General features: G+C 65.3%; 24 protein-coding genes. 12 read left to right on the top strand and 12 right to left on the bottom strand.

The features are described from left to right. Nucleotides 1-81: 81 nt before the first annotated feature. The 4 genes from rsgA to AXZ77_RS12460 form a co-directional block, all read right to left on the bottom strand. Entirely contained in the window at nt 82-1158 is a 1077-nt protein-coding gene (gene rsgA / locus AXZ77_RS12445) for a ribosome small subunit-dependent GTPase A (RefSeq protein ID WP_098411385.1), read from the bottom strand. Nucleotides 1159-1166: 8 nt separating this feature from the next. Next, complete coding sequence (locus AXZ77_RS12450; protein ID WP_098411386.1) at nt 1167-1706, bottom strand: GNAT family N-acetyltransferase; 540 nt, start codon at nt 1704-1706, stop codon at nt 1167-1169. A 29-nt stretch (nt 1707-1735) separates the two neighbouring features. Continuing rightward, on the bottom strand, nt 1736-2905 hold the full coding sequence (locus AXZ77_RS12455) for a MerR family transcriptional regulator (protein WP_098411387.1): 1170 nt from the start codon (nt 2903-2905) through the stop codon (nt 1736-1738). A 99-nt stretch (nt 2906-3004) separates the two neighbouring features. Then, complete coding sequence (locus AXZ77_RS12460) at nt 3005-3460, bottom strand: Lrp/AsnC family transcriptional regulator (protein WP_078523480.1); 456 nt, start codon at nt 3458-3460, stop codon at nt 3005-3007. Nucleotides 3461-3570: 110 nt separating this feature from the next. Here AXZ77_RS12460 and AXZ77_RS12465 point away from each other — a divergent pair, with 110 nt between their 5' ends. Continuing rightward, nucleotides 3571-4773 (top strand): methionine gamma-lyase, encoded by a 1203-nt coding sequence (locus AXZ77_RS12465; RefSeq protein ID WP_098411388.1) that lies wholly within the window; start codon nt 3571-3573, stop codon nt 4771-4773. Nucleotides 4774-4789: 16 nt separating this feature from the next. Then, nucleotides 4790-7156 (top strand): 1-deoxy-D-xylulose-5-phosphate synthase N-terminal domain-containing protein, encoded by a 2367-nt coding sequence (locus AXZ77_RS12470; RefSeq protein WP_098412541.1) that lies wholly within the window; start codon nt 4790-4792, stop codon nt 7154-7156. Between the two features lie 335 nt (nt 7157-7491). On the opposite strand, the gene AXZ77_RS12475 is transcribed toward AXZ77_RS12470, so the two are convergent. Further along, entirely contained in the window at nt 7492-7662 is a 171-nt protein-coding gene (locus tag AXZ77_RS12475) for a ribbon-helix-helix protein, CopG family (RefSeq protein ID WP_253732601.1), read from the bottom strand. A 117-nt stretch (nt 7663-7779) separates the two neighbouring features. Between AXZ77_RS12475 and AXZ77_RS12480 the strand changes: the two genes are divergently transcribed. The 5 genes from AXZ77_RS12480 (at nt 7780) to AXZ77_RS12500 (ending at nt 13112) form a co-directional block, all read left to right on the top strand. Beyond that, complete coding sequence (locus AXZ77_RS12480; RefSeq protein ID WP_098411390.1) at nt 7780-8265, top strand: hypothetical protein; 486 nt, start codon at nt 7780-7782, stop codon at nt 8263-8265. A 134-nt stretch (nt 8266-8399) separates the two neighbouring features. After that, nucleotides 8400-9395 carry a GIY-YIG nuclease family protein gene (locus tag AXZ77_RS12485; RefSeq protein ID WP_176536036.1) on the top strand — a complete coding sequence of 332 codons (996 nt, stop codon included), beginning with the start codon at nt 8400-8402 and terminating at the stop codon, nt 9393-9395. A gap of 81 nt (nt 9396-9476) precedes the next feature. Beyond that, complete coding sequence (locus AXZ77_RS12490; RefSeq protein WP_098411391.1) at nt 9477-11564, top strand: AAA family ATPase; 2088 nt, start codon at nt 9477-9479, stop codon at nt 11562-11564. A 259-nt stretch (nt 11565-11823) separates the two neighbouring features. Continuing rightward, nucleotides 11824-12123 (top strand): helix-turn-helix domain-containing protein, encoded by a 300-nt coding sequence (locus AXZ77_RS19845; RefSeq protein ID WP_176536037.1) that lies wholly within the window; start codon nt 11824-11826, stop codon nt 12121-12123. Beyond that, a complete protein-coding gene (locus AXZ77_RS12500) occupies nt 12012-13112 on the top strand; it encodes a site-specific integrase (RefSeq protein ID WP_098411393.1) in 1101 nt (366 codons plus the stop codon). Before AXZ77_RS19845 ends, AXZ77_RS12500 begins: the two co-directional genes overlap by 112 nt. 166 nt (nt 13113-13278) lie before the next feature. On the opposite strand, the gene AXZ77_RS12505 is transcribed toward AXZ77_RS12500, so the two are convergent. The 7 genes from AXZ77_RS12505 to AXZ77_RS12535 all read right to left on the bottom strand — a co-directional run bounded on the left by AXZ77_RS12505 (nt 13279) and on the right by AXZ77_RS12535 (nt 19824). Continuing rightward, nucleotides 13279-14898 carry a Na/Pi cotransporter family protein gene (locus AXZ77_RS12505; RefSeq protein ID WP_098411394.1) on the bottom strand — a complete coding sequence of 540 codons (1620 nt, stop codon included), beginning with the start codon at nt 14896-14898 and terminating at the stop codon, nt 13279-13281. Between the two features lie 150 nt (nt 14899-15048). After that, nucleotides 15049-15885: a TonB family protein gene (locus AXZ77_RS12510; RefSeq protein ID WP_098411395.1), complete on the bottom strand. Its 837-nt coding sequence runs from the start codon at nt 15883-15885 to the stop codon at nt 15049-15051. Continuing rightward, complete coding sequence (locus AXZ77_RS12515) at nt 15882-16268, bottom strand: biopolymer transporter ExbD (protein WP_098411396.1); 387 nt, start codon at nt 16266-16268, stop codon at nt 15882-15884. Before AXZ77_RS12515 ends, AXZ77_RS12510 begins: the two co-directional genes overlap by 4 nt. After that, entirely contained in the window at nt 16265-16639 is a 375-nt protein-coding gene (locus tag AXZ77_RS12520) for a biopolymer transporter ExbD (protein WP_255266491.1), read from the bottom strand. The genes AXZ77_RS12515 and AXZ77_RS12520 overlap by 4 nt, the downstream gene beginning before the upstream one ends. 1 nt (nt 16640) lies before the next feature. Further along, complete coding sequence (locus tag AXZ77_RS12525; RefSeq protein WP_098411397.1) at nt 16641-17321, bottom strand: MotA/TolQ/ExbB proton channel family protein; 681 nt, start codon at nt 17319-17321, stop codon at nt 16641-16643. Continuing rightward, a complete protein-coding gene (locus tag AXZ77_RS12530; protein WP_141536272.1) occupies nt 17318-17650 on the bottom strand; it encodes a hypothetical protein in 333 nt (110 codons plus the stop codon). The genes AXZ77_RS12525 and AXZ77_RS12530 overlap by 4 nt, the downstream gene beginning before the upstream one ends. Before the next feature lie 74 nt (nt 17651-17724). After that, on the bottom strand, nt 17725-19824 hold the full coding sequence (locus tag AXZ77_RS12535) for a TonB-dependent receptor (RefSeq protein WP_255266492.1): 2100 nt from the start codon (nt 19822-19824) through the stop codon (nt 17725-17727). A 207-nt stretch (nt 19825-20031) separates the two neighbouring features. On the opposite strand from AXZ77_RS12535, the gene AXZ77_RS12540 reads away from it, so the two are divergent. The 5 genes from AXZ77_RS12540 (at nt 20032) to AXZ77_RS12560 (ending at nt 24216) form a co-directional block, all read left to right on the top strand. Next, nucleotides 20032-21075 (top strand): hemin-degrading factor, encoded by a 1044-nt coding sequence (locus AXZ77_RS12540; RefSeq protein WP_098411400.1) that lies wholly within the window; start codon nt 20032-20034, stop codon nt 21073-21075. Further along, nucleotides 21072-21911, top strand: coding sequence for a hemin ABC transporter substrate-binding protein (locus tag AXZ77_RS12545; protein ID WP_098411401.1), 840 nt, complete (start codon nt 21072-21074; stop codon nt 21909-21911). Before AXZ77_RS12540 ends, AXZ77_RS12545 begins: the two co-directional genes overlap by 4 nt. Before the next feature lie 10 nt (nt 21912-21921). Further along, nucleotides 21922-22977, top strand: a complete 1056-nt coding sequence (locus AXZ77_RS12550) for an iron ABC transporter permease (protein ID WP_098412543.1) — start codon at nt 21922-21924, stop codon at nt 22975-22977. Between the two features lie 2 nt (nt 22978-22979). After that, nucleotides 22980-23759, top strand: coding sequence for a heme ABC transporter ATP-binding protein (locus AXZ77_RS12555; protein ID WP_098411402.1), 780 nt, complete (start codon nt 22980-22982; stop codon nt 23757-23759). A 121-nt stretch (nt 23760-23880) separates the two neighbouring features. Next, entirely contained in the window at nt 23881-24216 is a 336-nt protein-coding gene (locus AXZ77_RS12560; RefSeq protein WP_078547572.1) for a DUF1992 domain-containing protein, read from the top strand. Nucleotides 24217-24295 lie beyond the last annotated feature (79 nt).

Raw genomic sequence — 24295 nt, forward strand, 5'->3', positions numbered from 1 at the left:
CCTAAGCTTAGCACATCAGGGTGCGATTGAAGCGAATGCCAGGATCAAGCCCAAAATGAACCGGATTGGTAGGGCTCGGACCTATCGCTCTCGATCGGTTTTCGCCTTGATCACGCTGCGCACCAACTTGCCAAAGGCGCGGTCCTTTTGGCGGCGCTCCGCAAGGGTGGCGGAGTTGAAGGTCTCCTCCGCCTGGAGCTTGCGCCAGCGCGCGAGCCGCGAGGCGTCGAGGCTGCCGTCCTCGATAGCGGATCGGACAGCGCAGCCGGGCTCTGTTTCGTGGCGACAGTCGGTGAAGCGGCAACTTGCAGCCAGCGCCTCGATATCTTCGAACACGTCGGCGATGCCTGCGGCAGCGTCGGTCAGCTGCACTTCGCGCATGCCCGGCGTGTCGAGAACGAGGCAGCCGCTGGGCGTGCCGTGCAGCTCGCGCCGGGTCGTGGTGTGCCGGCCTTTGGCATCGTCCTCGCGGATGCCTTGTGTGGCGATGGCCTGCGTGCCGAGGAGCGCGTTCGTCAAGGTGGATTTGCCCACGCCGGAGGAGCCGAGGAAAGCAACGGTGCGGGCGGGCTTGCACCAGTCGGCCAGCGCCTCGACGGGCGCGGCGCTGCGAGCGTCCAGCGCCACGACCGGCACCCGCTCCGACACCGCTCTCGCCGCTTCGACAAAGGACGCGGTGTCGTCGGTCAGATCCGCCTTGGTCAGGACGATCACGGGGTCGATCCCGGCTTCGAAGGTCAGCGCGACGTAGCGCTCCAGCCGCGCCACGTTGAAATCAGCGTTGCAGGAGGTGACGACGAAGACGGTGTCGATGTTCGCCGCGATCAGCTGCACCTCGCTGCCCGTGCCCGGCGCACGACGCTTGATCAGGCTCTTGCGCTCCAGCACGCGGCTCGACTTCGGGCGCGCGCGGTCGAGCAGCAACCAGTCGCCGACCGTGGCGTCCGGTCCCGGCGGGATTGTCTGGTCTATGCCGTCGCCCGCTACCTGCAACCCGCTGCGATGCACGGCGACCACACGCACCGGCGGTGTCGCGGTCAGCGCATCAACGTCGATCTGCCGTGCGAAGGCCGGGCCCCAGCCCAGCCGCTCAAGCGCAGAGGGCGCGCGCCGATTTGGCGTGCCTCCGGGCAGGAAGGCGGAGTAGTCTCGAACCATGTGCCTGCCTACCAGAGCGCCGGGTCGTCGAAGGCGGCGACACAGCGGGCGGTGCCGCGCAGGGGCATCAGCGGTGCGTCAGTCAGGGACTGGGCGATCCAGCCCTGCGGCCGGGTCAGCGGCTGCGGCGCCGGCAGGTCGGCCTCCGAGACGGGCTTGAACCCCACGCGGCCATAGAAGGCCGGGTCGCCATAGGTTACGGCGATGTCCGTGCCCTCCTGCCGGAGCGCGTCGAGACCGTGGGCGATCAGCCGTTGCCCGATGCCCTTGCCTTGATGCGCTGTCGCCACAGCCACGGGGGCCATCATGAAGACCGTGCGCGGATCGCTCGCATAGGCGAGGCGCGTGAAGAAGATGCCGCCGAGGAGCGTGCCGTCCTCCCAAGCGGTGAAGACGCGCAGATCCTCGGCGGGCGTCTCCGTGATCAACCGGCGCACAAGGGCGCCGATCAGCGCGCCTTCCTCTGCGCCCTCGGAGGCGGTGAAGGTCGCTCTGAACAGCTCCGCAATCGCTTCGGCGTGGGTGGTATAATCCGTTGAATAGTCCATGTCTCGATCCTCTCTGGTGCCAGCTGGGGTCAGACCCGCTCCAGCACGAACATCTCGTAGCCGAATTGCCCGCGCCCGGCCTCGAACACGGCGATCTCGCGGCGCAGGTCGTCAAGGACTCGGCTCCCCGCGAGATCAGCCTCCAAGGCCTCGAGCCGCGCGGCGAGTGGTCGGTAGTAGGCCTCCATCCCTTCCGACCCGATGTCGAAATGGCCAAGGACGCGGTAGCCCGCGCGCTTCGCCTGTGCGACGCGGCTCGCGGGCGTCGCCATCGCGGGGTATTCCGCGGCCCAGAAGGCGCGGACCTCGTCTTCGGGTTTGTCAGTCCGCCAGACCATGTCGGAGAACACGAGGACGCCGCCGGGGCGCAGGAGCGCCCGCCAGTCCGCAAGCGCCTTTTCCACGCCCAGGATATAGGCGCTGCCCTCGGACCAGATCACGTCCCAGGGACGCTTTGGGGTCGGGATTACGGCCATGTCGACGTTCTGCACCTCGATCCGGTCATTGAGCCCGCGCGCCGCGATCCGCGCCCTGAGCTTGTCGAGCGCCAGCTCGGCCGTGTCAGTGGCCGTGAACCGCGCCATGCTCGCCTCGGCCAGCGTCATCGTTGCCATGCCGGGGCCGCAGCCGATCTCGAGGATCGTTTCGGGAGCGAAGGGCAGCGCCGCCAGTGCCTTCAGCGTCGCCGCTTCAGTTCCTGGCCCCCACCGGTCGAGCTCGGAGAACACCTCCATGAACCCGGCCATGTAGGCGTCGTGGGCGTTCATGTCCTTGGAGACCATCGCGACCAGCCCGGCCTCCGCGCTGGAAAACCCCTGCGACATCAGCCACGAGCGGTGCAGATCGGGTGCGACGCGCTCGACCTCTTCGTGCCAGTCCTTCAGGCTGCCGCGTCCAAGAAGTGCTGCGAGCAGGTCGCGCGACCGCGTCTTCTCCGCGATTTCGTGCTCCAGTGTCTCAAGCCGATGGTTCAGCATCTCTCGGTCGAGCTTTCCATCGAGGCAGGCCTGAGACTCTTTCAAGCTAAGGCCGCCTGCCTGGAGCTGCTGCATCAGGCGCAGCCGCTGCCGGTCCGCGTCGGAATAGACGCGATAGCCATTAGCCTGCCGCTGGCCGTGCAGCAGGCCGAGCTTCTCGTAATAAAGCAGCGTCGCGCGCGATACGCCCACGCTCTCCGCCAGTTCCGAAATCCGATACATCAGTCGCCCTATCCGCTCACACCGATTCTCATCACTAAAGGCGGTGCTAAGGTGTGAAGCTATAGACAGGTCAAGAGAAAGTCGCGTCGGTCTGCGCTATCACCTCATCGGAAACACCATGCTTTCCTTCACTGTGCCGTAGGCGAAACTCGTGTCGATCGACCCGATCCCTCCGACGCGGTGCAGGCGGGCGCGGATGAAACGCTCATAGTCATCGAGCGAATCGACGACGACGCGCAGCTGGTAATCGGTCTGGCCGGTCATCACATGGCATTCCAGAACCTCGTCCATGCGACCGACCTCGCGTTCGAAGGTCTGGACGGTGGCTTCGTCGTGCCGCTCGAGGCGTATGCGGACGAAAGCGGTGATCGGCAGCCCATAGGCGCGTGCGTCTACCCGCGCCGCGTAGCCGCGGATCACGCCTTCCTTTTCGAGGTTGCGCAAGCGGCGCAGGCAGGGCGATGGCGAAAGATTGACCGCAGCGGCCAGATCCTGGTTCGACATGCGCCCGTCCTGTTGCAGGGCGCGGATGATCTGGCGATCTTTTTCGTCCATCTTTCGGCTTCCAATTAGCAGATTATGCCAATCTGATGCCAAATGGGGGTCAATAACGCAATCCACGAGATGCGAGACCGCGATATTCTGCTGCAAACAGGAGGTCGCACATGTCCCAATCCCAAGGTTTCGCCACCCGCGCCATTCACCTCGGCTACGATCCGCTGGAGCACGAGGGCGCCCTCACGCCGCCCCTGCATCTGACCTCGACCTTCGCCTTCGAGACCGCCGAGGCCGGGGGCGAGACCTTTGCCGGGGACCGCGCGGGCTATATCTATTCGCGCATCTCGAACCCCACGCTCGATTTGCTCGAGCGCCGGGTGGCGGATTTGGAGGGGGCCGAGGCGGGGCTTGCGCTCGCCTCCGGCATGGGCGCGATCACCTCCGTCCTCTGGACGCTTCTGTCGCCGGGCGATGAGGTGATCGTCGACAAGACGCTTTACGGCTGCACTTTCGCTTTCATGCATCACGGGCTGACCAAGTTCGGGATCACGGTCACCCATGTCGACCTGACCGATCCGGCGAACCTGAGTGCCGCCATGACCGAGCGCACCCGCGTGGTCTATTTCGAGACGCCGGCGAACCCGAACATGCGTCTGGTCGATATCGCGACGGTCGCCGCCATCGCCCATTCGGGAGGCGCGCAGGTCGTGGTCGACAACACCTATGCGACCCCCTATCTGACGCGGCCGATCGCGCTCGGAGCCGATCTGGTAGCGCATTCGGCCACCAAATATCTGGGCGGCCATGGCGATCTGGTCGCAGGCGTCGTGGTCGGACGGGCCGAGGCGATCACCGAGATCCGTCTGGTCGGCATGAAAGACATGACCGGGGCGGTGATGGCGCCCTTCAACGCGATGCTGATCCTGCGCGGCCTGAAAACCCTTGCCCTGCGGATGGAGCGTCACTGCACCAGCGCGCAGGTGGTGGCCGAGTGGCTGGAGAACCATCCCGAGGTGGCCGCGGTGCATTATCCGGGGCTCAAGAGCTTCGGCCAGCATGACCTCGCCATCCGTCAGATGGCGCAGGCGGGGGCGATGATCGCCTTCGAACTGAAGGGCGGGCTGGAGGCCGGGCGGCGGATGATGAACGGGCTGCGCATGATCGCGCGGGCGGTGTCGCTGGGCGATGCGGAAACCCTGATCCAGCACCCCGCCTCGATGACCCATTCCACCTACACCCCCGAGGAACGGGCGGCGCATGGCATCGGCGACGGGCTGATCCGGCTTTCGGTCGGGCTGGAAGACGTGTCGGATATCCTCGATGATCTGGATGGCGCCCTTGCGCCCGCCCGCGCGATGCGCAGCGCCTGAGATTTGCGAGGTCATGATGAACACCGACGCCCAGCACCTGAAGATCCTCGAGCAGCGGCTGCTTTGGCTGTCGCACTGGATGATCCACCACGCCAACCACATCCGCCCCAAGGTGGATGGCATCAAGATCGGTGGTCACCAAGCCTCTTCGGCATCGATGGTGTCGATCATGACGGCGCTCTATTTCTCGGCGCTACGACCCGAGGATCGCGTGGCGGTCAAGCCGCACGCGTCGCCGGTCTTTCATGCGATCCAGTATCTGATGGACCAGCAGACCCGCGAGAAGATGGAGGCGTTCCGCGGCCTCGGCGGCGTCCAGAGCTACCCGAGCCGCACCAAGGATGTCGATGACGTGGATTTCTCCACCGGTTCGGTCGGGCTTGGCGTCGCGATCACCGCCTTCGCATCGCTGGTGCAGGACTATATTGCGGCCAAGGAGTGGGGCGCGGATCTGCCGCTCGGGCGCATGGTGGCGCTGGTGGGCGATGCCGAGCTGGACGAGGGAAATGTCTACGAGGCTTTGCAGGAGGGATGGAAGAACGACCTGCGCAATTGCTGGTGGATCATCGACTACAACCGCCAGTCGCTCGACGGGATCGTGCGCGAGGGGCTGTTCCAACGGATCGAGAAGATTTTCGAAGCCTTCGGCTGGGACGTGGTGCGGGTGAAATACGGTGCGCTGCAACGCGCGGCGTTCGAGGAACCCGGCGGCGCAGCCTTGCGCGACTGGATCGACGCCTGCCCGAACGCGGAATACTCGGCGCTGACCTATATGGGCGGCGCGGTCTGGCGCAAACGTCTGATGGATGATCTGGGCGATCAGGGCGATGTGACGGCGTTGATCGAGCGGCGCTCGGATGCGGAACTGGCGGCCCTGATGGAAAACCTCGGCGGCAACTGCGTCGAGACCATGGCAGAGACGTTCGCGTCCATCGACCATGACCGGCCGACCTGTTTCCTGGCCTATACGATCAAGGGCTGGGGCACGCCCATCGCGGGACACAAGGACAACCACGGCGGGTTAATGACCAAGGCGCAAATGGCCGAATGGCAGCGCCATATGAACGTGCCCGAGAGGCAGGAATGGGAGCCCTTCGCGACGGTCGCCGATGTCGAGGGCTTGCGCGCCTTCCTCGATCGCGTCCCGTTCTTCGCCGAGGGCGCGCGTCGCTACAGCGATGCGACGCTGCCCGCGCCCGCGCTCTCGGTCGCGACCGATCGGGAGATCTCGACGCAGGCTGCCTTCGGCAAGATCCTCGACGATCTCGCCAAGGGCGACAGCGCACTGGCCGAACGGATCGTGACCACCTCGCCGGACGTCACCGGCACCACCTCGCTCGGGCCCTGGGTCAACCGGCGCAAGCTCTTCGCCCGCACCGCGCGGGAGGATGCTTTCATCGAGCATCGCATCCCCTCGACCGCGAAATGGGAATTTACCCCGCAGGGTCAGCACGTCGAGCTTGGCATCGCCGAGATGAACCTGTTTCTGCTGCTGGGGGCCGCGGGCCTGTCGCACAGCCTGTTCGGCAAGCGCATGATCCCGATTGGAACGGTCTACGACCCCTTCATCCATCGCGGCCTCGATGCGCTGAACTACGCCTGTTATCAGGACGCGCGGTTCCTAATCGTCGGCACCCCCTCGGGCGTGACTTTGGCACCCGAAGGCGGGGCACATCAGTCGATCGGCACGCCGCTCACCGGGATGGCGCAGGACGGGCTGGCGAGCTTCGAGCCCGCTTTCGCGGACGAGCTGGCGGTCATTATGGGATGGGCCTTCGACTATCTCCAGCGCGATGGCGAGGGAGACCCCGACGAGCGGACCTGGCTTCGCGACGAGACCGGTGGATCGGTCTATCTGCGTCTGACGACGAAACCGCTGGAGCAGCCCGGCAAGCGGCATGACGACGCCTTCCGGCAGGGTGCCATTGACGGGGCCTACTGGCTGCGTCCGCCGGGGCCAAATTGCGAGGTGGTCATCGCCTATCAGGGCGCCGTCGCCGATGAAGCCATCGCCGCGGCGGGCATCATCGCGGAAGCGCGCCGGGACGTCGGCGTGCTGGCCGTGACCTCGGCCGACCGGCTGAATGCGGGCTGGACGGCGGCGCAACGCGAACGGGCCCATGGCAACGGTGCGGCGCGCTCCCATGTCGAGCAGCTTCTGGCGCCCCTGCCACGGCATTGCGCCTTGGTAACGGTGATCGACGGCCACCCGGCGACGCTTGGATGGCTCGGCGCGGTTGCAGGTCACCGGACCATCTCGCATGGGGTCGAGCATTTCGGGCAAACCGGCACCGTCGGCGATCTTTACCGGCATTTCCGCATCGACCGCGAGGCACTGGCCGCCTCCGTCAGCGGCCTGACGAAGGGCGCGCGGTGCGCTTAAAGGCGCACATCAAGACAAGCGGGCCAGCGACGGTTCAAGCGCCCTGTTTCTGAAAAACACTCCCAACCGCGATCATCGCAACCGGGCGAACTACCAAACAAACTTACCGGGAGCATCTAAGATTTTCCAAAGCCAAGGGCAGTTCTACGTTCTTCGTGCAAACCTTGATGATTCAGGCTCGGCTTGCCGCATGAAGGTCAGCTTCCTCAGGGCGCCATATCTGCCTTCGCGACTGCAGCGAAGGACCGCTTCCCGCCCCCTTTGCCATTCGCGAAAGTTCGCGAGCTACGAAAATGGCCTGAGAGCCGTATTCCAACGAACGTCAATAATCCGCGTCAATCCTGCTTCAGATGAGCATCCAAGATCCGCCGGATCATCTCAGGCCGTGTCGGCAGATCTTCCTCGAGCTTTCGCAGCTCATCGAGCGCTCTGATTGTTTCGCGCGGAAGCCGCACTGTGACTGCCTCAGTGTCGGTGCGCGGACGCCCCATCTTTTTTTCGGTCATGACATTAAATCCACGATTGACTTTATGTTGGCATAATGTCATATTTCTCGAGCGAAGGCAAGAGCGCCAACTCCCGCCCTCGCTCTAACCACAGCCATCTCGGGTAAGGAGATAACCATGGCTAACACCCCCTCTACCACGCGCATTCGCGCGAATGAAGATGCGTGCTTCAAGACTCCGATCCTGATGCTCTTCCCGGAGTTTCTGAAGGCGCTCCTCGCCGTTGTGGAGCGCGAACGTGAACTCCGCCACGTCGATTATTGGGATCCTGCCTATTCGGCCTGGCTGACCGCGGCGGAGAAGGCGCAGGACCACGTGCTCGATCTGCAGATGGCCATTCTCGACGAAGAGCCTCGTGTGCCGGTCGAGCGGTCCCTTAGGCTTTCGGTATACCTCTTCAAGCTCGCACAGGCTGCCGATAGCGGGCACAAGCTCGCCGCGTTCCGAAGGCTCGTGCGCGAACGCAGCCACGACTTCCTGATCGTCGAGGAGACGGATTTCGACCGTCTCTGCAATGATCGAATTGAGCAAGTCCTGCGCACGCTCGATAGCTTCATGTCTCTCGAACTGATCGACGAGGTCGCGGCTCCGTCGGCCCACTGACCCCCAACACACGCAACGCAGCAAGAAGCCCGGTCGGCTGACCGGCCTCATTGCTCTTGCGCGCATCTCTGGAATTTCCTGGCGTTGTTTTCTGGCGCCGGGCCCATGCTTTTCTTTCAAAGGAGGGTCTCATCATGACCCAGAATACCTCCGGCTCGCTCACCATCCGCGGCGAAGAGCTTCCTATTCAGTCTGGCAAGATCCATCCCAAATGGCATGACGCGGCAAAGGCCAAGGGCTACCGCGTCGTCGCACGGGTGAAGGACAGGGGCACCCTTGCGCTCGAATGCGAGGCCTGCGGCAACATTCATGCGAGCCGATTTTATGTCCTCATGAACTTTCGCCCGCAATGCCCGCATTGCGTGGAGGCGAGGTGGCATGAGACCGCTGCAAAGGCTGGCCTGCGAATGTTGCGCCGCGATCCGACAGAAAAGAACTATGCGATCTACGAGGCTGGGTGCGGGCATGAAGTTCGCCGGCAATTTGGCTTCGTAGAGCGTGTAGCGCGCGGCGAAGTTGAGCCTCAGTGCGATGTTTGCCAAGACGCCCGCGATCGTGAAGAAGCCCGAACCAAGGGCTGGGATCTCGTCGGCGCCGACCCGAAAGGCAAGGCCGATTACCGAATCTACCGCCACGCTGATGGCTGCGGCGCGCTGTCGCGGATCACACGCGGCAATATGGTCACCGGACGCTTCACCTGTCCTGGCTGCGGAGAGGGGTGGCCGACCGAGCCGAGCTATCTCTACGCAATGCGCTTCGAGCTGCAGCCTGGCAAGCACGCCGTCAAGCTAGGCTACTCGCGTATTCCGGAGTCGCGCCTGAACTATCAGCTGCACCGGGACCCAGATCTGCCGCGCGAGCTGCTTTGCAAGGTGCCGATGCGCACGGGCCGCCACGCGCAGCGAATTGAGAAACGCGCCCATAAATGGCTCGCCATGCAGCACCCCGGCATGGAACTGCCGCATTCGGAGTTTGCCGCATATCTTCGGGTCAAATCCGAGCTTTATCGTGCCGAGCTCGAACCGGTGATCCTGCGCCTGCTCGATCGGATCGCGCGGAAGGAAGCGCGTGCCGCCACCAAGAGCTTCGCACGGCAACGGTCGCGCTCGAAACGCATTCGCGACTCCTGACTTGCCTCTGCGCCCCCTCCTGCCGCCGGGCGGGAGAGGACCGTGCCTTCTTCCTTTCCAACTTCGACCGAGGATCCTTTCATGCCCCAATCCCTTCCCACCACTTCTTCCCCCTTAAAAGAACTCTTCAACTCCGACCGAAAGGTCGCTTTCGCGGAGAATTTTCTCCGCCACCTAATGGAGCCCTGCGAGCCTCCATCGGCCTCCGATCCGGAGGAGTTTGACGACGAGCAGGCGGAGATTTCTGCCTTCTCGATCGAGACCCTCGCCTTCGCGCTTCGCTTTGCGCATCTCCTTGGAGATGAGGCCGCCGCTCGCCGGATGCACGAAGAAGGCAGTTGCACGCTGGTTCAAGTGCCCCCGGGACGAGATCTCGTGCTGGCGACGGCCGATTTGCCGCGCCTCCTTCCCCGGTTAAGCAAATTCGTTGGCTTGCGCCGCAAGGAAGACGTCAGACTTGTCGCGCGTGTCGACGCCTCGCCGCGCGGTGCGTCGGCCTCCGAACGCGCGCGCCAACACCAACGCTTCCGGCAGACGCAAGACGAAGCCATCAGTTTCGGCGATCCGCTTCTGGCCGTCGCAGCCGACCCCACTGCTTTTACGAGCGTAGCGCGGACAATCTGTCCGGCCCCCCTTAAATTGCAGCCGGTTACGCGCGCTCTGATCCTAGAGCTCCTGCGCATCACGCATCCCGAAACTGAAGAGAGGTCTTGGCGCGCGCTTCACGACGCTCTGCCCTCCGACGATGCACTTCGCCGTCTCGATGGCCCGTTGCTGACGCCGGCCTTCAAGGCAGCAACGGCAGCCGAAGTTGCCCGGAGGCTGGTAGAATACTCGGCCGCCTGCGAACCCAAACAAAACCGCGCACTTGATCGCGTTCAGGGGCTTGGGCCGATCCGTCGGCAGCTCGACCGCCTGCTTGCAGGCTTTAGCTGCTGGCAATCTGGCGAGGCCGACTGGTCGGCGCTCAACACGAGTGCGTTGCTCTCGGGGCCAACCGGTTGCGGCAAGACGATGCTTGCGCGGGCTGTCGCCGAAGAGCTCGGCGTGCCGCTGGTGGCCACGAGTTACGCGGAGTGCCAAAAAGCCGGACACCTCGGGCAGATGCTCGCGGCTCTTGACGAAGTCGTCCTGGAAGCGATCTCGAAGGCCCCCTGCGTGCTCTTCATCGACGAAATGGACAGTTTCACAAGCCGCGGCACCAACCACCAAAACAGCGAATATCAACGACAGGTGATCAATGCCATGTTGCTACAACTCACGCGGCTAGCCGAGACGCAGGGCGTGATGGTGATTGCAGCAACGAACCATCCAGACGTTATCGATCCGGCGCTGCGGCGTGCAGGACGACTCGATCTGCATCTGAGAATGCGCTACCCGGACCGAGCCGGTATTTCAGCGATCTTGCGCGATACGCTTGGCGCACCGGATCTCAATGTGACGCAAGGCGCGGACCTTTTGCTGGGCTCTAGTGGTGCGACTGCTGTCAGCGTTGCCCGTTCCGCGCTCGGCATTGCTCGGCAACACGGACGCGCAGTCACCTCTAACGACCTTTGGCATGCGGCGCTGGAGATCGCACCGGCCGTCGCGACTGACCAACTTGAGCGTATTGCAATCCATGAAGCGGGGCATCTCCTTGCGGCGTTTAGCCTGTTACCGACGCTTCCTACGCGTGTCGCGATTGGGCCGTCCGGCGGATACATCGAAGGGGCCGATGCGCCATTGCTTACGGAGAACAACATTCGTGCCGCAATTACTGTAGGTCTCGCGGGGCGGGCTGCGGAACAGGTCATGCTAGGATCGGTTTCGAGCGGCGCCGGCGGCTCGGAACATTCCGATCTCGGCGTCGCCACCCGCCTCGCCCTCGATGCAGTGACGAAAATGGGATTGTTTGGAGGAGAATTGTTCTGGGCGCCAGTTAAAGGTGATCAACTCGTTTCGCTGCCAGAGCGACTACGAGCTCACGTCGTCGGAATTCTCGATGAGGGACATAGCGCCGCGACGAATCTGATCGTGGAAAATACGCAGTCGCTGGAATTCGTCAAAAATACGCTGCTCGAACACCGCGAGCTCGAGGCAGACCGCTTGCAAGATCTCGCATCACGAACTTTTCCGCATTCCACCCGACTGGGAAGGAGAATTCTAGACACCCATCTCAAACCCAAGTGATGGAATTCGTGATGTAGCACGGAGCCGCGCGGCGCCTGATGTTCGTAGATGCGAAAAAACCGCAACTACCCCGAGATATCAACATCTTCGAATGGTGCTGGCGAGCAATTACGCGGTTCGGGCCAGAGACATAGCTTAGAATTGATGCATCAGCGGTCCCCGTGAGCTTGCGGGGATGCAACCGAGCGATGCGGCTATGCCAAGGCAAGACAAAGATAGAAACTGGATCCGCTTCTCTCCCCGACATTTCGAGGGCGGGATGGATGATATTCCGAGACTCTTGACCCCGAGAGAGGCAGCGGACCGACTGCGCGTTTCCACAAAGACGCTGCGGCGCCTCCGCGCGTCTGGCCTGCCGTTCATCGCCCTCACAAGTGGATCAATCCGCTACGACGCACGCGATCTCGCCGAATTTGTCGGACGGAACACGAAAAGGATCGAACCGAAATGCCCTATCGACCCAAAGGTTCGCGCAACTGGCACTACGACTTCCAAATCAGGGGTCGTCGATTTTATGGATCTTGCGGGACCGACGACTTCGAGGAAGCGAAGGCAGTAGAGGCAGAAGCTCGGGTCGACGCGCGAAACGCTCCCGAAATTACGCGAAACTTCACGCTGTCCGAAGCTCTCGGAACCTACTTCTCGGATGTCAGCCAAAACCAGCCAAGCGCCAGGACGACGAAAAGTCAGTTCCGGTCAATCCTGACGGTCATAAAACCTGCGACGCCTATTTCCAGACTGACTGATGCGGACCTTATGCGGCTCCGGTCCAGCAGGCGTTCAAAGGTATCAAACGCGACTGTAAACCGAACTCTCGCCTCACTTGCTCGCGCCCTGCGGCATATGGAAAAGGAACACGGCGCCACAGTTCCAAACCTCGATTTCAACGCGAAGAGGCTTCCCGAGCCCAAAGAACGCGTCAGGGAACTGACGATCGCCGAGCAGAAACGGCTATTCGAACACCTTCGCTGTGACCTGCATCCGCTAGTTCAGTTCGCACTCATGACTGGCGCGCGACAGGGATCAATCTGCCAACTGCGCTGGCGTGATATTGACATCGACACCGAGCGAATGAAGTTCAAGATGAAGACCGACACTTGCACATCTTCACAGTCGATGAGTTTTCCGATGAGCCAAGAGATCAAGGCAATGCTTGCGACGCTCGAAAGATCAGACGATCCTGACCACGCCCCCTACGTCTTCACTTTTCGGGTCCACAATCGAAAGAGAGCGGCACGTCGGCGCATTCTCCAAAACTCGACTGCTTTCGAGCATTTCCGAAAAGCTGTGAAAGCCGCCGACATTGAAGACTTTCATTTCCATGATCTCCGCCACACCTTCGCGACGCGGATGCTTCGGCAGACACAAAACATTAAACTGGTGTCCCGTCTCTTGGGTCACTCTGAGATCACGACGACGAGCCGATATGCCCACGTTTTGGACGAAGATCTGGCAAATGCTATCGATGGTTTTTCAGCATTGTCCAACAATGCCTCCCGAAAACCCTCCCGAAGCCCCAAGAAAATCAAATCAAAAACAAGGACTTGAACGAACCCCTATCAGCTTCCCAAGCTGAACGCGCGGGTTCGATTCCCGCTACCCGCTCCAAGCTCCCCGAAATCGTAAGAGACTGTTTCGTAGCGGGAATATCGTCGCCCATCGCGCGCGACCCATGCCGCATGAGTGAACCAAGTCGGCCCGCTTGGGGATGCCGTCAGGCGAGCTCGGCAGCAGGCGGCGGCGCGGCCTCGGGGGCGGAGGCGGCCTCATGGCCCAGATTGCTCTGAACCTCGCGCTCATATTCCCCGACACGCTGCACGTTATGCATGATCCGCGTGAACCAGCGCATCGCGTCGGTCGCCTGAAACGTCTCCTGTATCGTATAAAGCCCGACATGCTCGCCAAGCAGCAGCCCGCGCCGGTGCCGCGCGAAGCGATGGGCCACCGGCGCGGCCATCAGCGCCATGCGCGCCCCGATCTGCGGCAGATCGAGCGGGCGATCGGGCGACAGGCAGGCGGCGAACCATTGCGCGGGCCGCGGCGTGATCTTGCCGCGCAGAAGGATCGCGATATAGCCGCGATGTTCGGCCTGCCCCACCAGCCGCATCAGATGGTCGGCTTGATGCATCAGGGCGGCGAAGGCGGCGGCCTCGGTGGGCTTGTCGCGCGGCACCGAAATCTGCGCCATGTAATCCTTCAGCTCATCGAGCGCGATCCCGACCCGCGGGCCCAGTGCCGACATCCGCCGCAGGTCGCGCGCGGGGCCGATGGCCAGCGAATAGGCCGAGAAGACCTCGCGCGCGGCCCAGATCACCATCGCATGGGCCGATTGCATCGCCGCGCCCTCGTCGCTCAGCAGATGGCGGTCCAGCTCGGGCGGTGCGCGCCCGCCCAGATCGGGGCGCAGCCGTGCTACGAGCGTGGCGAATTGGCGCGTGACGGGCAGAAAGGCGAGCGTGCCCAGCAGGTTGAAGCCGGTGTGAAACAGCACCAGCGCGGTATCCACCCCGGTGCGCGCGGCCAGCGCCTCCAGCGGGCCCGCGATCAGCTGTAGCAGCGGAAAGGCGATCACCATCGTCCCGCAATTGAACAGCAGGTTCGCGATTGCGGTCTGCTGCATCGCCCGCGATCCCCCGAAAGCGGCGATCAGCGCGGTGAAGGTCGTGCCGAGGTTCATCCCGATCACCGCCGCCGCCGCCTGGATCAGCGGCAGCGCGCCATTGCTGACCAGCACCAGAACGACCGCGATGGCCGCCGAGGAGGATTGCATCACCACCGTGACCGCCAGCCCCAGCGCCGCCATCGCGAGGAGGCCGCCCACCCCGGTTCCGGGCGTGCGCTCCACCGTGATCCAGTCCGCCGCGCCGGACATGCCCTGTTGCATCATGTCGAGGCCGATGAAGAGCAGGCAGAAGCCCGCAAGCACGCGCCCGATGCGCGCCGCGCGACCATGCGAGAGAAACAGCGTCAGGCTCGCGAAGAACAACAGGCCCATGGCCACCGCGCCGAGCTTCAGCTTGAAGCCGACCAGCGACACGATCCAGCCGGTGACGGTGGTGCCGATATTGGCGCCGTAGATCACGCCGAGCGCCTGCGTGAAGCTCAGAAGCCCCGCGCCGACGAAGCCGACCGTCATCACCGTGGTCGCCGAAGACGACTGGATCACGGCCGTCGTGACCAGCCCGCTCGCCACGCCCTTGAGCGGCGTGGTGGTGAACCGTGCCAGCAGGCGGCGCAGGTTCGCGCCTGCCGCTTCGCGCAGCGCCTCGGTCATTATCTTCATGCCGAGCAGGAACAACCCGATTCCGCCCAGTGCCGACAGTGTCTCCGACATGGTTTTCCACCCTTCGCCGTCGAGAATGCGACCACGCGATACGGAATTCAAGCGCTGGCAAGAACGCCGTGCAAAGCTCTGTTTTACCAGATGAATCCGGCTTTGTCTGCCCTGTGAGAGCAGCCCTACGGGTCGTTTGATGAACGCGGCCTAGCCGCGGGCGATAAATTCGAAGGAGAACTTCATTCCGGGCTTCGGCGGGGGCGGGAACGGCGCGGCGCGGCGGACGTGGTCGAGCGCTGCCGCATCGAGCCCCGAGGAGCCGGATCCGCGCAGGATGCGCACCGTGCTCAGCCGCCCGTTCGCGGAGATCACGAAGCCGACCACGGCGCGCCCCCGGCCCTGCCCGCGTCGCTTCGGCGTGGACTGGATCTTGCGGATCACCGAGGCCGCGTATTGCCGGGGCGATTGACCGGACCGGGCGGCGCTGGGGGCCTTGGCGGGCTGGCCTTTATCGGCGGTGTTGCGGGCCTTGGCCGCGCCTTGCGAGGAGCCGCGCCGGGCGTCTCGGGCGGCATTTCCCGCGTTGCTGGGCTGTGTGGGCCTCGCTTCGCTTTGCCGCTGTTTTCTGGGCTTGGCTGTCTGCTGCGGCGCGGGGCGTTTGGGGCGCGCTTCGGGGCGCTGGCTTTGCTGCGGGGCGAGCGTGCTCTCGGCGCGCAGGGTCTCGGGCGTGGGGGTGACGGCGGCGAGGCGGTCCGGCGCTGCGGGCGCGGACGGGCTTGTGGTCATCGGCATTGCGGGCGTCTCCGGCTGCACCGGACGCGTGACCTTGCGAGCAATCGGTTCGGCGTGCTCCGGCACAACCGGTGTGGCCCGCCCTGCCGCGAGATCGGCGAAATCATTGCCCAGAAGCGGGGCCTCCTGCGCGGCCTGACCGCCTGCGGGCGGCAGCTCCGGCGCGGCGACGGGCGTCTGCGCCAGCCCCAGCGCGTGCAGCCCGGCCGAGACCGCAAACGCCGCGCAGGCGATGAACGCGCCCCGGTTCATTGCGTCTCTCCCCGCTCGGCAACGAGGCGGATGCCCTCCGCCCCCGCCGCGCTGAGATCGCGGGCCAGCGCCACGAGCGCGGGTGCAGGCGCTGCGCGATCGGGCAGGATACGGGCCACGCCGCCGGCCTCGGGCGGAAGCTGCGCGATGAAGGCGGACGCATCCGCGACGCCCTCGGGCCAGAGAATATCGCCCTGCGCATTCAGCGCCACCCGGCCCGGTTCGGGCGCGCGAGCGCCTTCCGGCAAAGCGACCAGTTGCAGATCGGCCGGCGGGCGCGCGGCGAGCGTGCCGGCCACGAGGAAGAAGGCCAGCAGCAAAAAAACGACGTTGATCAGGGTCAGGATCGGCTCGCTCCGGCGGCGGGTGAAACGCGTGCTCATCCCAGCACCTCCGCTTGCAGCCCCGGCACCGCGCGGAGCCGCACCAGCAGATCGGCCAGCCGCTGGCTCGACGTGTCAGGCGCGAGGCTGACCAGCAGGCGCGGCGGCGTTTGTGCGAAACCGTCTCGCAGGGCCGCCTCCAGCGCTTCCAAGCCCACCGCCTTACCGTTCAGGCTGATCCGCTCGGGTCCGAGCTTCAGGAAGACCAATTTGCTCTCGGGAGCAGCCGCGCCCCCTGCCCCGCGCGCCGCGATCGGCAGTTCGGTCATGCGCGAAAAGCTCGAGGCCAGCATGAAGAACATCAGCAGCAGGAAGATCACATCGATCAGCGAGGTCATCGACAGGCTGCGGCGGCGAAGCGGCTTGCGCATGTCATTCCCCGGCGGTTTGCACAGCGCGATTGAGTTCGGCGCGGGCAGGTGCGCTCTCGGGCAGCGCCGGGCCGCAGAGCGCCTCGATCATCAGCGCCGCACTCTGGCTTTCGCGGGCGATGCGGCTCTCGACGAAGGAGAGAAACAGCGAAACCGGCATCGCGATCCCGAGGCCGAGCGCGGTGGTCAGAAGCGCCACCCAGATGCCGCCCGCAAGCTGCGCCGGATCGACCGAAGCGCCTGCGCTCTGCAGGGTCTGGAAGGCTTCGATCATGCCCAGAACCGTGCCGAACAGGCCCAGCAGCGGCGCGGTCTGCGCGATGGCATCCAGCAGTCGCATCCCCGCCTCGCTGCGGGCGGCCTGGATTTCGGTCTCGGTCTGCAAGCGGGTCCGCAACGCCTGCGGCTCGGGGGCTGCCATCGCGCGGCGGGTCAGTTCCACCAGAGGGCCACGGGCTTGCGCGAGGCTCTGGCGCGCGGCCCCGCGCTGGCCCGCCTGCCACAGATCGAGCGCGGCCTCCAACCGCGCGTGAGCCCCGATCCGCAGATGCGCCAGATGCCAGAGCTTCCACAGCACCGCCGCCCCGGCGATCACCGAGACACACAGGAGCAGCCCCACGACCCAGCCGCCGAGCGCCACGAAATCGTTCAAACCCTGTTGGATTGCCGCAGGAGAGATCATCCCGTCACCTCTGTCCCATCGACGCGCGAGCCGGTTTCCAGAGCGTCCGCGCAGGCCGCTTCGTCCGCGCCCCCGCAGGTCTCGACGCCGTTGATCAGGATCTGGCCAAGCGCGTCGCAGCGCAGCCCCGCCAGATCGAATTGCCGCACACGAGGCTTGCCCACAGGCAGGTCGCGGAAATCGAGGAGCGACAGCCGCTCGACCGCGCCCGCGCGGGTGAAGATCACCGCCTCCACCACCAGCGCGTCGAGATCGCCACCCAGCCCGTTTTCGGCCAGAAAACTCAACCGGCAGGCGTTCTCGGCCTCGGTTGCCCCGGCCAGCGTCAAGCTGAGCCGGGGCGCGCCCTGCGCGGAAATGCCATGAGGGAGGCACGCGCAAAGCAGTGTCAGAAGCGCCGCCCTCACCATGTGAAGGCCTTGGCGACAGAGAGTTTCACGTTCCGGCCCGGCGCGTTGTCGAGCGAGAGGTTGTTGCGATACTCGCGGTCGAAGACGTTCTCGACCGTCAGGTTCACCTCGATCCCGGCGAGCCGTTCGGGTTGCCAGCTGACGAAGAGGTCATGCGTGGCGTAGCCCGGCGCAGAGGTCGAGGTGGACGCCGTCTCGATCCCGCTGAAGCCCTGCACGCGCCAGCCCGCGCGCACGCCCTGATCGGGGAATTTAGCCCCCAGCGTCAGCGCGATATTCTCGGCGGGCGTGTCGGTGAGGGTCTGGCCCGTCGCCTCGTCCTTCGACTTCACTTTGGAATAGGCGAGCTGGCCGAACCAGCGATCGGCCTCGTAAGACGCCTCGATCTCGCCACCCCAGATTTTCGCCGCGTCGACATTGCGGAAATAGGGCACGCCGACCGAGCCGGAGGGGTCGGCCGCGATCAGATCGGTCAGATCGTTGTGGAACAGCGAGGCTTTCGCGGAAAGGCTGTCGCCCTCCGACAGAAGGCCCGAGGTCTGATAGGTCACCCCCAGCTCGACCGTGGTGGCCTTCTCCTTGTCGAGATTGAGGCTGGCGGTGCGGCCAGCCGCCCCGATCCCGTCGGTCTGATAGAGCTCGTCCAGCGTCGGCATCCGCTCGGTCCGCGCAAGCGAGCCGAAGACGCCCCAGGTGTCGTTGAACTGATAAAGCGCCGCGATCTTGGGCGAGATCGCCGTGCCGTCCCGATCGGTACCGCCTTGCGCCGCCGCCGCCGCATCGGGCGAGAGCCATGCACGGTCCACGCGCAGGCCCGGCGTGATCGTCAGCTTGTCGTTCCAGACGAATTCGCCCTGCACATAGAGGCCCAGCTTGTCCTCGGTGCCACCGGGGTGGAAGGCGGGTTCGCCCACCGAGGAATTCGCGAAGCGGTTCTGATGCGAGAGCTGCGTGCCGAAGGTGAGGTAATTCTCCCACGCGCCGCGCGACATCTCGACGGTGTTCTCGAGCTTGAGCGCGGTGGTCTCGTAGCTCGCCGTATTCGGGCAGAGCACCGAGAAACGACCCGCCGAACACATCATCCCGAGCGAGAAATTGTCGCGCTCCGTCGAGGTTTTCGAGTAGCTCAGCTGCGCTTCGAGATCGAGCCACGGGTTGCCCACGCCCTCATTCGCGTAGGTCAGGCTGAGCGTGTCGTCGATCGCATGCAGGTCGGAGGTGCCGAAAGCCGAGGCCAGCGACCCGCCGGTCTGCGCGACGGCCGCATCCTTCAGGTCGCTATCGGTGCGCGAGGCCGAAAAGGTCAGGCGCTGATCGCGGTTCTCGCCGAAATAGTAGTTCGACTTCAGCAGCGCCGACCAACGGTCGCCCGCGGTGGCCGGGATCGTCTCGCCCCCGCCGTCTTCCATGTCGTCGGACGTGCCCTGCGAATAGCTGAACAACATATCCGCATCCTCGCCCAGCTTCTGGGCATAGGTCACCGTGCCGATCTTGCCGTCGCCATTGCTGTCATAAGCGCCCTTGAGCCGCACCGCGCCGGTCTGCCCCTCGGGGATAAAATCGGTCGCGTCCTTGGTGGTGAAATTGACCACGCCGCCGATCGCGCCCGAGCCATACATCGTGGACGAGGCCGGACCGCGCAGCACTTCGACGCGCTTGTAGAGCTCCGGATCGCCGAAGAAGGAGCCGGTGCGATATTGCTCGAAGAATTTCACCGCACCGTCGACGGTGATGATGATGCGGTTCTGGCTGCCGGTCTGCTCGGCATTGCCGATGCCGCGGATGTTGAAGGCCTGCCCCAGCATCCGCGCCGAGGCGCCTGCCGCCTGCACGCCCGGCACGTCGGCAAACAGATCGCCCATCGTGCGGGGCTGTTCCTCGTCGAGGTCCTGCTGATCGATCACCGTCACCGCCTGCGGCGTGTCGATCGCCACTTTCGGCGTGCCCCAGCCATAGATCAGGCGGCCCAGCATCGTGTAGCCGTCATCGGTCCCGCTCTGCTGTGCGAATGCCGGACCTGCGGCGGCGATCAGCGCGAGGCTGGTAACTGTCGTGAAAAGCCGCATCCGCGCGGCGCGAGGCGTCGTAGCCATGGTTGTCCCCTTTGCGGTCTGCATGGGGCTGGCGTGACGCTGGCAGCGCAGAAACTGTCTTGATTTCGATGATTTGACCAGCTAGAGAATCCGACAAAACTAGTCAAGTATATTCCTGAGATATATTTGATCCCATCCGCGCCCAGCTCGAGGCCTCGCCCTCTCGCCAGATTCGCGCCCCTTGCGAAAACGACGAGAGGACTCCCCATGCCCGCAGACGGCACCCTGCCCCAACAGCTTTCCCCCGAAGGTATCCGCGCGCTCCGCGCCGAGAGCCCCGAGATGCGCGCGCGCGATTTCGCCTCGCAGCATGGCATCGCGGAGGCCGAACTGGTCGCGGCCCAGATCGGCACGACCGCCACCGCGATCGAAGCCCATCCCGATGCGATCATGCCGCGCCTGACCGCGCTTGGCGACGTGATGGCGCTGACCCGCAACGAGAGCTGCGTGATCGAACGGCGCGGCACTTACGAAGACTATCACTCGGGCGCGCATGCGCAGATGGTGCTCGGCAAGGAGATCGACCTGCGTCTCTTCGCGCAGCACTGGGCTCATGCTTTCGCGCTGGAGGATGGCGAGAAACGCTCGATCCAGGTCTTCGACCGGGCAGGCGATGCGATTCATAAAGTGCATCTGAAACCCGAGAGCGACGTGGCGGCCTTCCACGCGCTCGTCGCAGAGCTGCGCCTGCCCGAACAGTCGGATCGGCTCGACCTTGCGCCGCGCGCTAAGGTCGAGGCCGCGAAATCGCTGCCCGAGAAGGCCGAGACCCTGCGCGCCGAATGGGACAAGCTGACCGACACGCATCAATTCCTGCGGCTGGTCTCGAAGCTGAAGATGAACCGGCTCGGGGCCTATCGCATCGCGGGCGCGCCCTATGCGACCGAGATGTCCCCCGGCGCGGTCGAGGCGCTGCTCAATCGTTGCGCTACCGATCAGACGCCGCTGATGATCTTCGTCGGCAATGCGGGCTGCATCGAGATCCACGGCGGCACGATCGAGACGGTGAAGCCGATGGGCCCGTGGATCAACGTGCTCGACCCGCGCTTCAACCTGCATATGCGCGGCGATCACATCGCCGAGGTCTGGCTGGTCGACAAGCCGACGAAGAACGGCCCCGCGCTCAGTCTCGAGGCCTTCGACAAGCACGGCGCGCTGATCATGCAGATCTTCGCCTCGCGCAAGGATGGCGGCGTCGAGGCGTTCAACGCGACGATCCGCGCATTGCCGCGTCTGGAGGGTCAGGCATGAAGCGCCTTGCCCTGATCGCAGCCCTTCTCACCGCCGGCCCCGCACTGGCCGAGCCCGCCCGCGTGATCTCGCTCGGCGGGGCCGTGACCGAGATCGTCGCGGCGCTTGGCGCGCAAGACCGGCTCGTCGCGCGCGACACCACCTCGCAATATCCCGCGACCATCACCGAGCTGCCCGATGTGGGCTATGTCCGCGCGCTCTCGGCGGAAGGCGTGCTGGCGCTCGACCCCGACCTGATCCTCGCCGAAGCCACGGCAGGTCCGCCCGAAGCGGTCGAGACACTGAAGGCGGCGGGCGTCGATTTCGTCGCGCTGCCGGGCGATCCGAGCGTGCAGGGCGTGCGCGAGAAGATCGCGGTCGTGGGCGCCGCGCTTGGGCGCGTGGAGGCAGCCGAACGGCTCACCGCCAGTTTCGACAAGGAGATGAACGCGGTGCGCAAATCGGCGGGCGCTGTCGACACGCCCAAGCGGGTGCTCTTCGTGCTGTCTTTGCAGAACGGCCGCGTGATGGCGGGGGGCGAAGGTTCCTCGGCGGAGGCGATCATCGAGCTTGCGGGCGGGGTGAATGCCGCGACAGGGTTCGCCGGATACAAGCCCGTCACCGACGAGGCGATCCTCGCCGCCGATCCGGATGTGATCCTGACGATGGATCGCGAGGGCGAGATGGCGGTGACCGAGCGCGACATCCTCGCCCATCCCGCGCTGGGGCAGACCCGCGCGGCCCAAGGCGGCGCGCTGGTCGCGATGGACGGGATGCTGCTTCTGGGCTTCGGGCCGCGCACGCCGCAGGCCGCGCAAGCTCTGCATGCGGCGCTTTATCCCGAGGCGGAGGGCTGAGGCGATGGCGATGACCTCCCTCGCCCTGCCCGGTGCCATGCGCAGCCCGTGCCCGCCGCTGCGGCTCGGGCTGATCGCGCTGCTGGTGATCGCGGCGGCCCTGTCGCTCGGGACCGGGGCGGCGGGGGTCTCGCTGCCGCAGGTTCTGGGCCAGTGGCTGACCGGCGCGGAGATCTCGACCCGCGACCGCGTCGTGCTGCTCGATATTAGGCTGCCGCGGCTGGTCATGGGGCTGATGGTCGGGGCGGCGCTCGCGGTGGCGGGCGCGGTGATGCAGGGGCTATTTCGTAACCCGCTCGCCGATCCCGGCATCATCGGCGTCGGCGCAGGCGCGGGTCTCGGCGCCGTCACGATGATCGTGCTGAGCGGGTTCCTCCCCACCGCCATCGCCGCCTTTTTCGGCACATGGCTGGTGCCGGTTGCGGCCTTTGGCGGGGCGTGGACGGCCACGCTGTTGCTCTATCGGGTTGCGAGCCGGGGCGGTCAGGTTTCCATCGCGACGCTGCTTCTGGCCGGGATCGCGCTGGCCGCGCTGGCGGGGGCGCTGACCGGCATCCTGACCTATCTCGCCGATGACACGCAGCTGCGCGATCTGACATTCTGGGGCATGGGGTCGCTGGCGGGCGCGAGCGACATGAAGCTGCTGGTCGGCGGGCTGCTGATCGGGCCTGCGCTGGTCCTGACCCCGCGGCTTGCGCGCGGGCTGAACGCGCTGGCACTGGGCGAGGCGACGGCGGCGCATATGGGCCACGATATCGAGCGGCTCAAGCATCGCGCGGTGATCGGCGTCGCGGCGCTGGCGGGGGCGGCGGTCGCGATGGCGGGCGGGATCGGCTTCGTGGGCATCGTGGTGCCGCATCTGCTGCGGATCGCGGGCGGGCCGGATCACAAGACGCTGCTGGTGGATGCGGCCCTCCTCGGCGCGGCGCTTCTGGTGCTGGCCGATCTGATCGCTCGGCTGGTGGTCGCGCCTGCGGAACTGCCCATCGGGATCGTCACCGCCATTCTGGGCGCGCCGGTCTTCCTGTGGATCCTGATCCGCCGTCAGGGATTGGGAGGGGTCTGAATATGCTGGAGATTTCCGATCTGTATGTCGCGCGGGGCGTTAGCGACGTGTTGCAGGGCCTCTCGCTGAGCGCCAAACCCGGCGCGGTGACGGTGATCCTCGGCCCGAACGGATCGGGCAAATCGACGCTGGTGCAAGCGGCCTCCGGGGCGCTGCCCTATCGCGGGCGGATCGCCCTGCAAGGCCATGAGATCGCGGATACGCCCGCCTGGCGGCTGGCCGCGCTGCGCGCGGTGCTGGAGCAATCCAACAGCGTCGCCTTTCCCTTCACCGTGGCCGAGGTGGTGGGGATGGGGCTGCATGCCGGGATCGAGGCGGATCACCCCGAAATCGTGGCCGCCGCTTTGGCCGAAGTGGGGCTGAGCGATCTGGCCGACCGCCCGATCCAGTCGCTTTCGGGCGGGCAGCAGGCCCGCGCGCATCTGGCACGGGTGCGCGCGCAGGTCTGGCAACCGGTCAGCCACGCAGGCCCGCGCTGGCTTCTGGTCGACGAGCCGGTCGCGAGCCTCGATATCGCGCATCAGCTCGAGGTGATGGCGATCCTGCGCCGCTTCGCCGATGCGGGCGGTGGCGTGGTCGCGGTGATGCATGACCTCAACCTCTCGGCGCAGCTGGCCGACGAGATGGTGCTGATGCGCGAAGGCCGGATCGAGGCGCATGGGCCGCCCGAGGCGGTGATGCGCGGGCCGGTCCTCAGTCGCACCTATGGATGCGAGTTGCAGGTGGGCGCGGCGGCCTCGGACGGGCTTTGGGTTCTGCCGCAATTCGCGCGACCGGCCTGAACCCGCGCGCCGCCCTGTCATCCGTTTTGCACAGAAGTCTGAGTATTCGCACCGCCACAAGCGCGCTATGCTCGCGTGGGCGCCGCATCGCGCGCGGCGCCGGAACAGGCAGGACCGCGGCATGACCCAATCCTTGAACCGCCTCGTCGAGCGGCAAATTCAGAAGGCCCTGGCGGAGGGACAGTTGAGCGGGCTTTCCGGCGAGGGCAAACCGCTCCCGGATCGCTCGGGCGAGGCGTTCACCGATATGGCGACGGCCGTGGCGTCGCGCATCATGGCCGAAGCCGGGGCGCTGCCCGAGGAGTTCAAGCTCAAGAAGCTGCTGGAGGCCGCCAAAGAGAGCTACCGGGAGGCCGAGGGCGAGGATGCCAAGCGCGTCGCGATGGCGCTGATCGCCGATCTGGAGCAGCGCTACAACATCGCGGTGGAGGCGCGGCGGCGGTTCATGGCCCCTTAGCCGGTGGCGGACGTTCGAGGGCCGATGCGCTTGACCCAGAACAAGGAAATCCGTGCGAAAAAGAGTGACGGTGACGCGT

Origin of the sequence: Thioclava sp. ES.031, assembly GCF_002563775.1 — a bacterium.
GTDB lineage: Bacteria > Pseudomonadota > Alphaproteobacteria > Rhodobacterales > Rhodobacteraceae > Thioclava.

Bases quoted from the DNA above. Each gene is read 5' to 3' on its own strand.
- AXZ77_RS12490 (WP_098411391.1), top strand. From the start codon at position 9,477: ATGCCCCAATCCCTTCCCACCACTTCTTCCCCCTTAAAAGAACTCTTC.
- AXZ77_RS12515 (WP_098411396.1), bottom strand. From the start codon at position 16,268: ATGAGCACGCGTTTCACCCGCCGCCGGAGCGAGCCGATCCTGACCCTG.
- AXZ77_RS12470 (WP_098412541.1), top strand. From the start codon at position 4,790: ATGAACACCGACGCCCAGCACCTGAAGATCCTCGAGCAGCGGCTGCTT.
- AXZ77_RS12540 (WP_098411400.1), top strand. From the start codon at position 20,032: ATGCCCGCAGACGGCACCCTGCCCCAACAGCTTTCCCCCGAAGGTATC.
- AXZ77_RS12455 (WP_098411387.1), bottom strand. From the start codon at position 2,905: ATGTATCGGATTTCGGAACTGGCGGAGAGCGTGGGCGTATCGCGCGCG.
- AXZ77_RS12545 (WP_098411401.1), top strand. From the start codon at position 21,072: ATGAAGCGCCTTGCCCTGATCGCAGCCCTTCTCACCGCCGGCCCCGCA.
- AXZ77_RS12485 (WP_176536036.1), top strand. From the start codon at position 8,400: ATGACCCAGAATACCTCCGGCTCGCTCACCATCCGCGGCGAAGAGCTT.
- AXZ77_RS12525 (WP_098411397.1), bottom strand. From the start codon at position 17,321: ATGATCTCTCCTGCGGCAATCCAACAGGGTTTGAACGATTTCGTGGCG.
- AXZ77_RS12550 (WP_098412543.1), top strand. From the start codon at position 21,922: ATGACCTCCCTCGCCCTGCCCGGTGCCATGCGCAGCCCGTGCCCGCCG.
- AXZ77_RS12480 (WP_098411390.1), top strand. From the start codon at position 7,780: ATGGCTAACACCCCCTCTACCACGCGCATTCGCGCGAATGAAGATGCG.
- AXZ77_RS12535 (WP_255266492.1), bottom strand. From the start codon at position 19,824: ATGGCTACGACGCCTCGCGCCGCGCGGATGCGGCTTTTCACGACAGTT.
- AXZ77_RS12555 (WP_098411402.1), top strand. From the start codon at position 22,980: ATGCTGGAGATTTCCGATCTGTATGTCGCGCGGGGCGTTAGCGACGTG.
- AXZ77_RS12460 (WP_078523480.1), bottom strand. From the start codon at position 3,460: ATGGACGAAAAAGATCGCCAGATCATCCGCGCCCTGCAACAGGACGGG.
- AXZ77_RS12560 (WP_078547572.1), top strand. From the start codon at position 23,881: ATGACCCAATCCTTGAACCGCCTCGTCGAGCGGCAAATTCAGAAGGCC.
- AXZ77_RS12475 (WP_253732601.1), bottom strand. From the start codon at position 7,662: ATGACCGAAAAAAAGATGGGGCGTCCGCGCACCGACACTGAGGCAGTC.
- AXZ77_RS12500 (WP_098411393.1), top strand. From the start codon at position 12,012: ATGCCCTATCGACCCAAAGGTTCGCGCAACTGGCACTACGACTTCCAA.
- AXZ77_RS19845 (WP_176536037.1), top strand. From the start codon at position 11,824: ATGGATGATATTCCGAGACTCTTGACCCCGAGAGAGGCAGCGGACCGA.
- AXZ77_RS12505 (WP_098411394.1), bottom strand. From the start codon at position 14,898: ATGTCGGAGACACTGTCGGCACTGGGCGGAATCGGGTTGTTCCTGCTC.
- rsgA (WP_098411385.1), bottom strand. From the start codon at position 1,158: ATGGTTCGAGACTACTCCGCCTTCCTGCCCGGAGGCACGCCAAATCGG.
- AXZ77_RS12465 (WP_098411388.1), top strand. From the start codon at position 3,571: ATGTCCCAATCCCAAGGTTTCGCCACCCGCGCCATTCACCTCGGCTAC.
- AXZ77_RS12450 (WP_098411386.1), bottom strand. From the start codon at position 1,706: ATGGACTATTCAACGGATTATACCACCCACGCCGAAGCGATTGCGGAG.
- AXZ77_RS12510 (WP_098411395.1), bottom strand. From the start codon at position 15,885: ATGAACCGGGGCGCGTTCATCGCCTGCGCGGCGTTTGCGGTCTCGGCC.
- AXZ77_RS12520 (WP_255266491.1), bottom strand. From the start codon at position 16,639: ATGCGCAAGCCGCTTCGCCGCCGCAGCCTGTCGATGACCTCGCTGATC.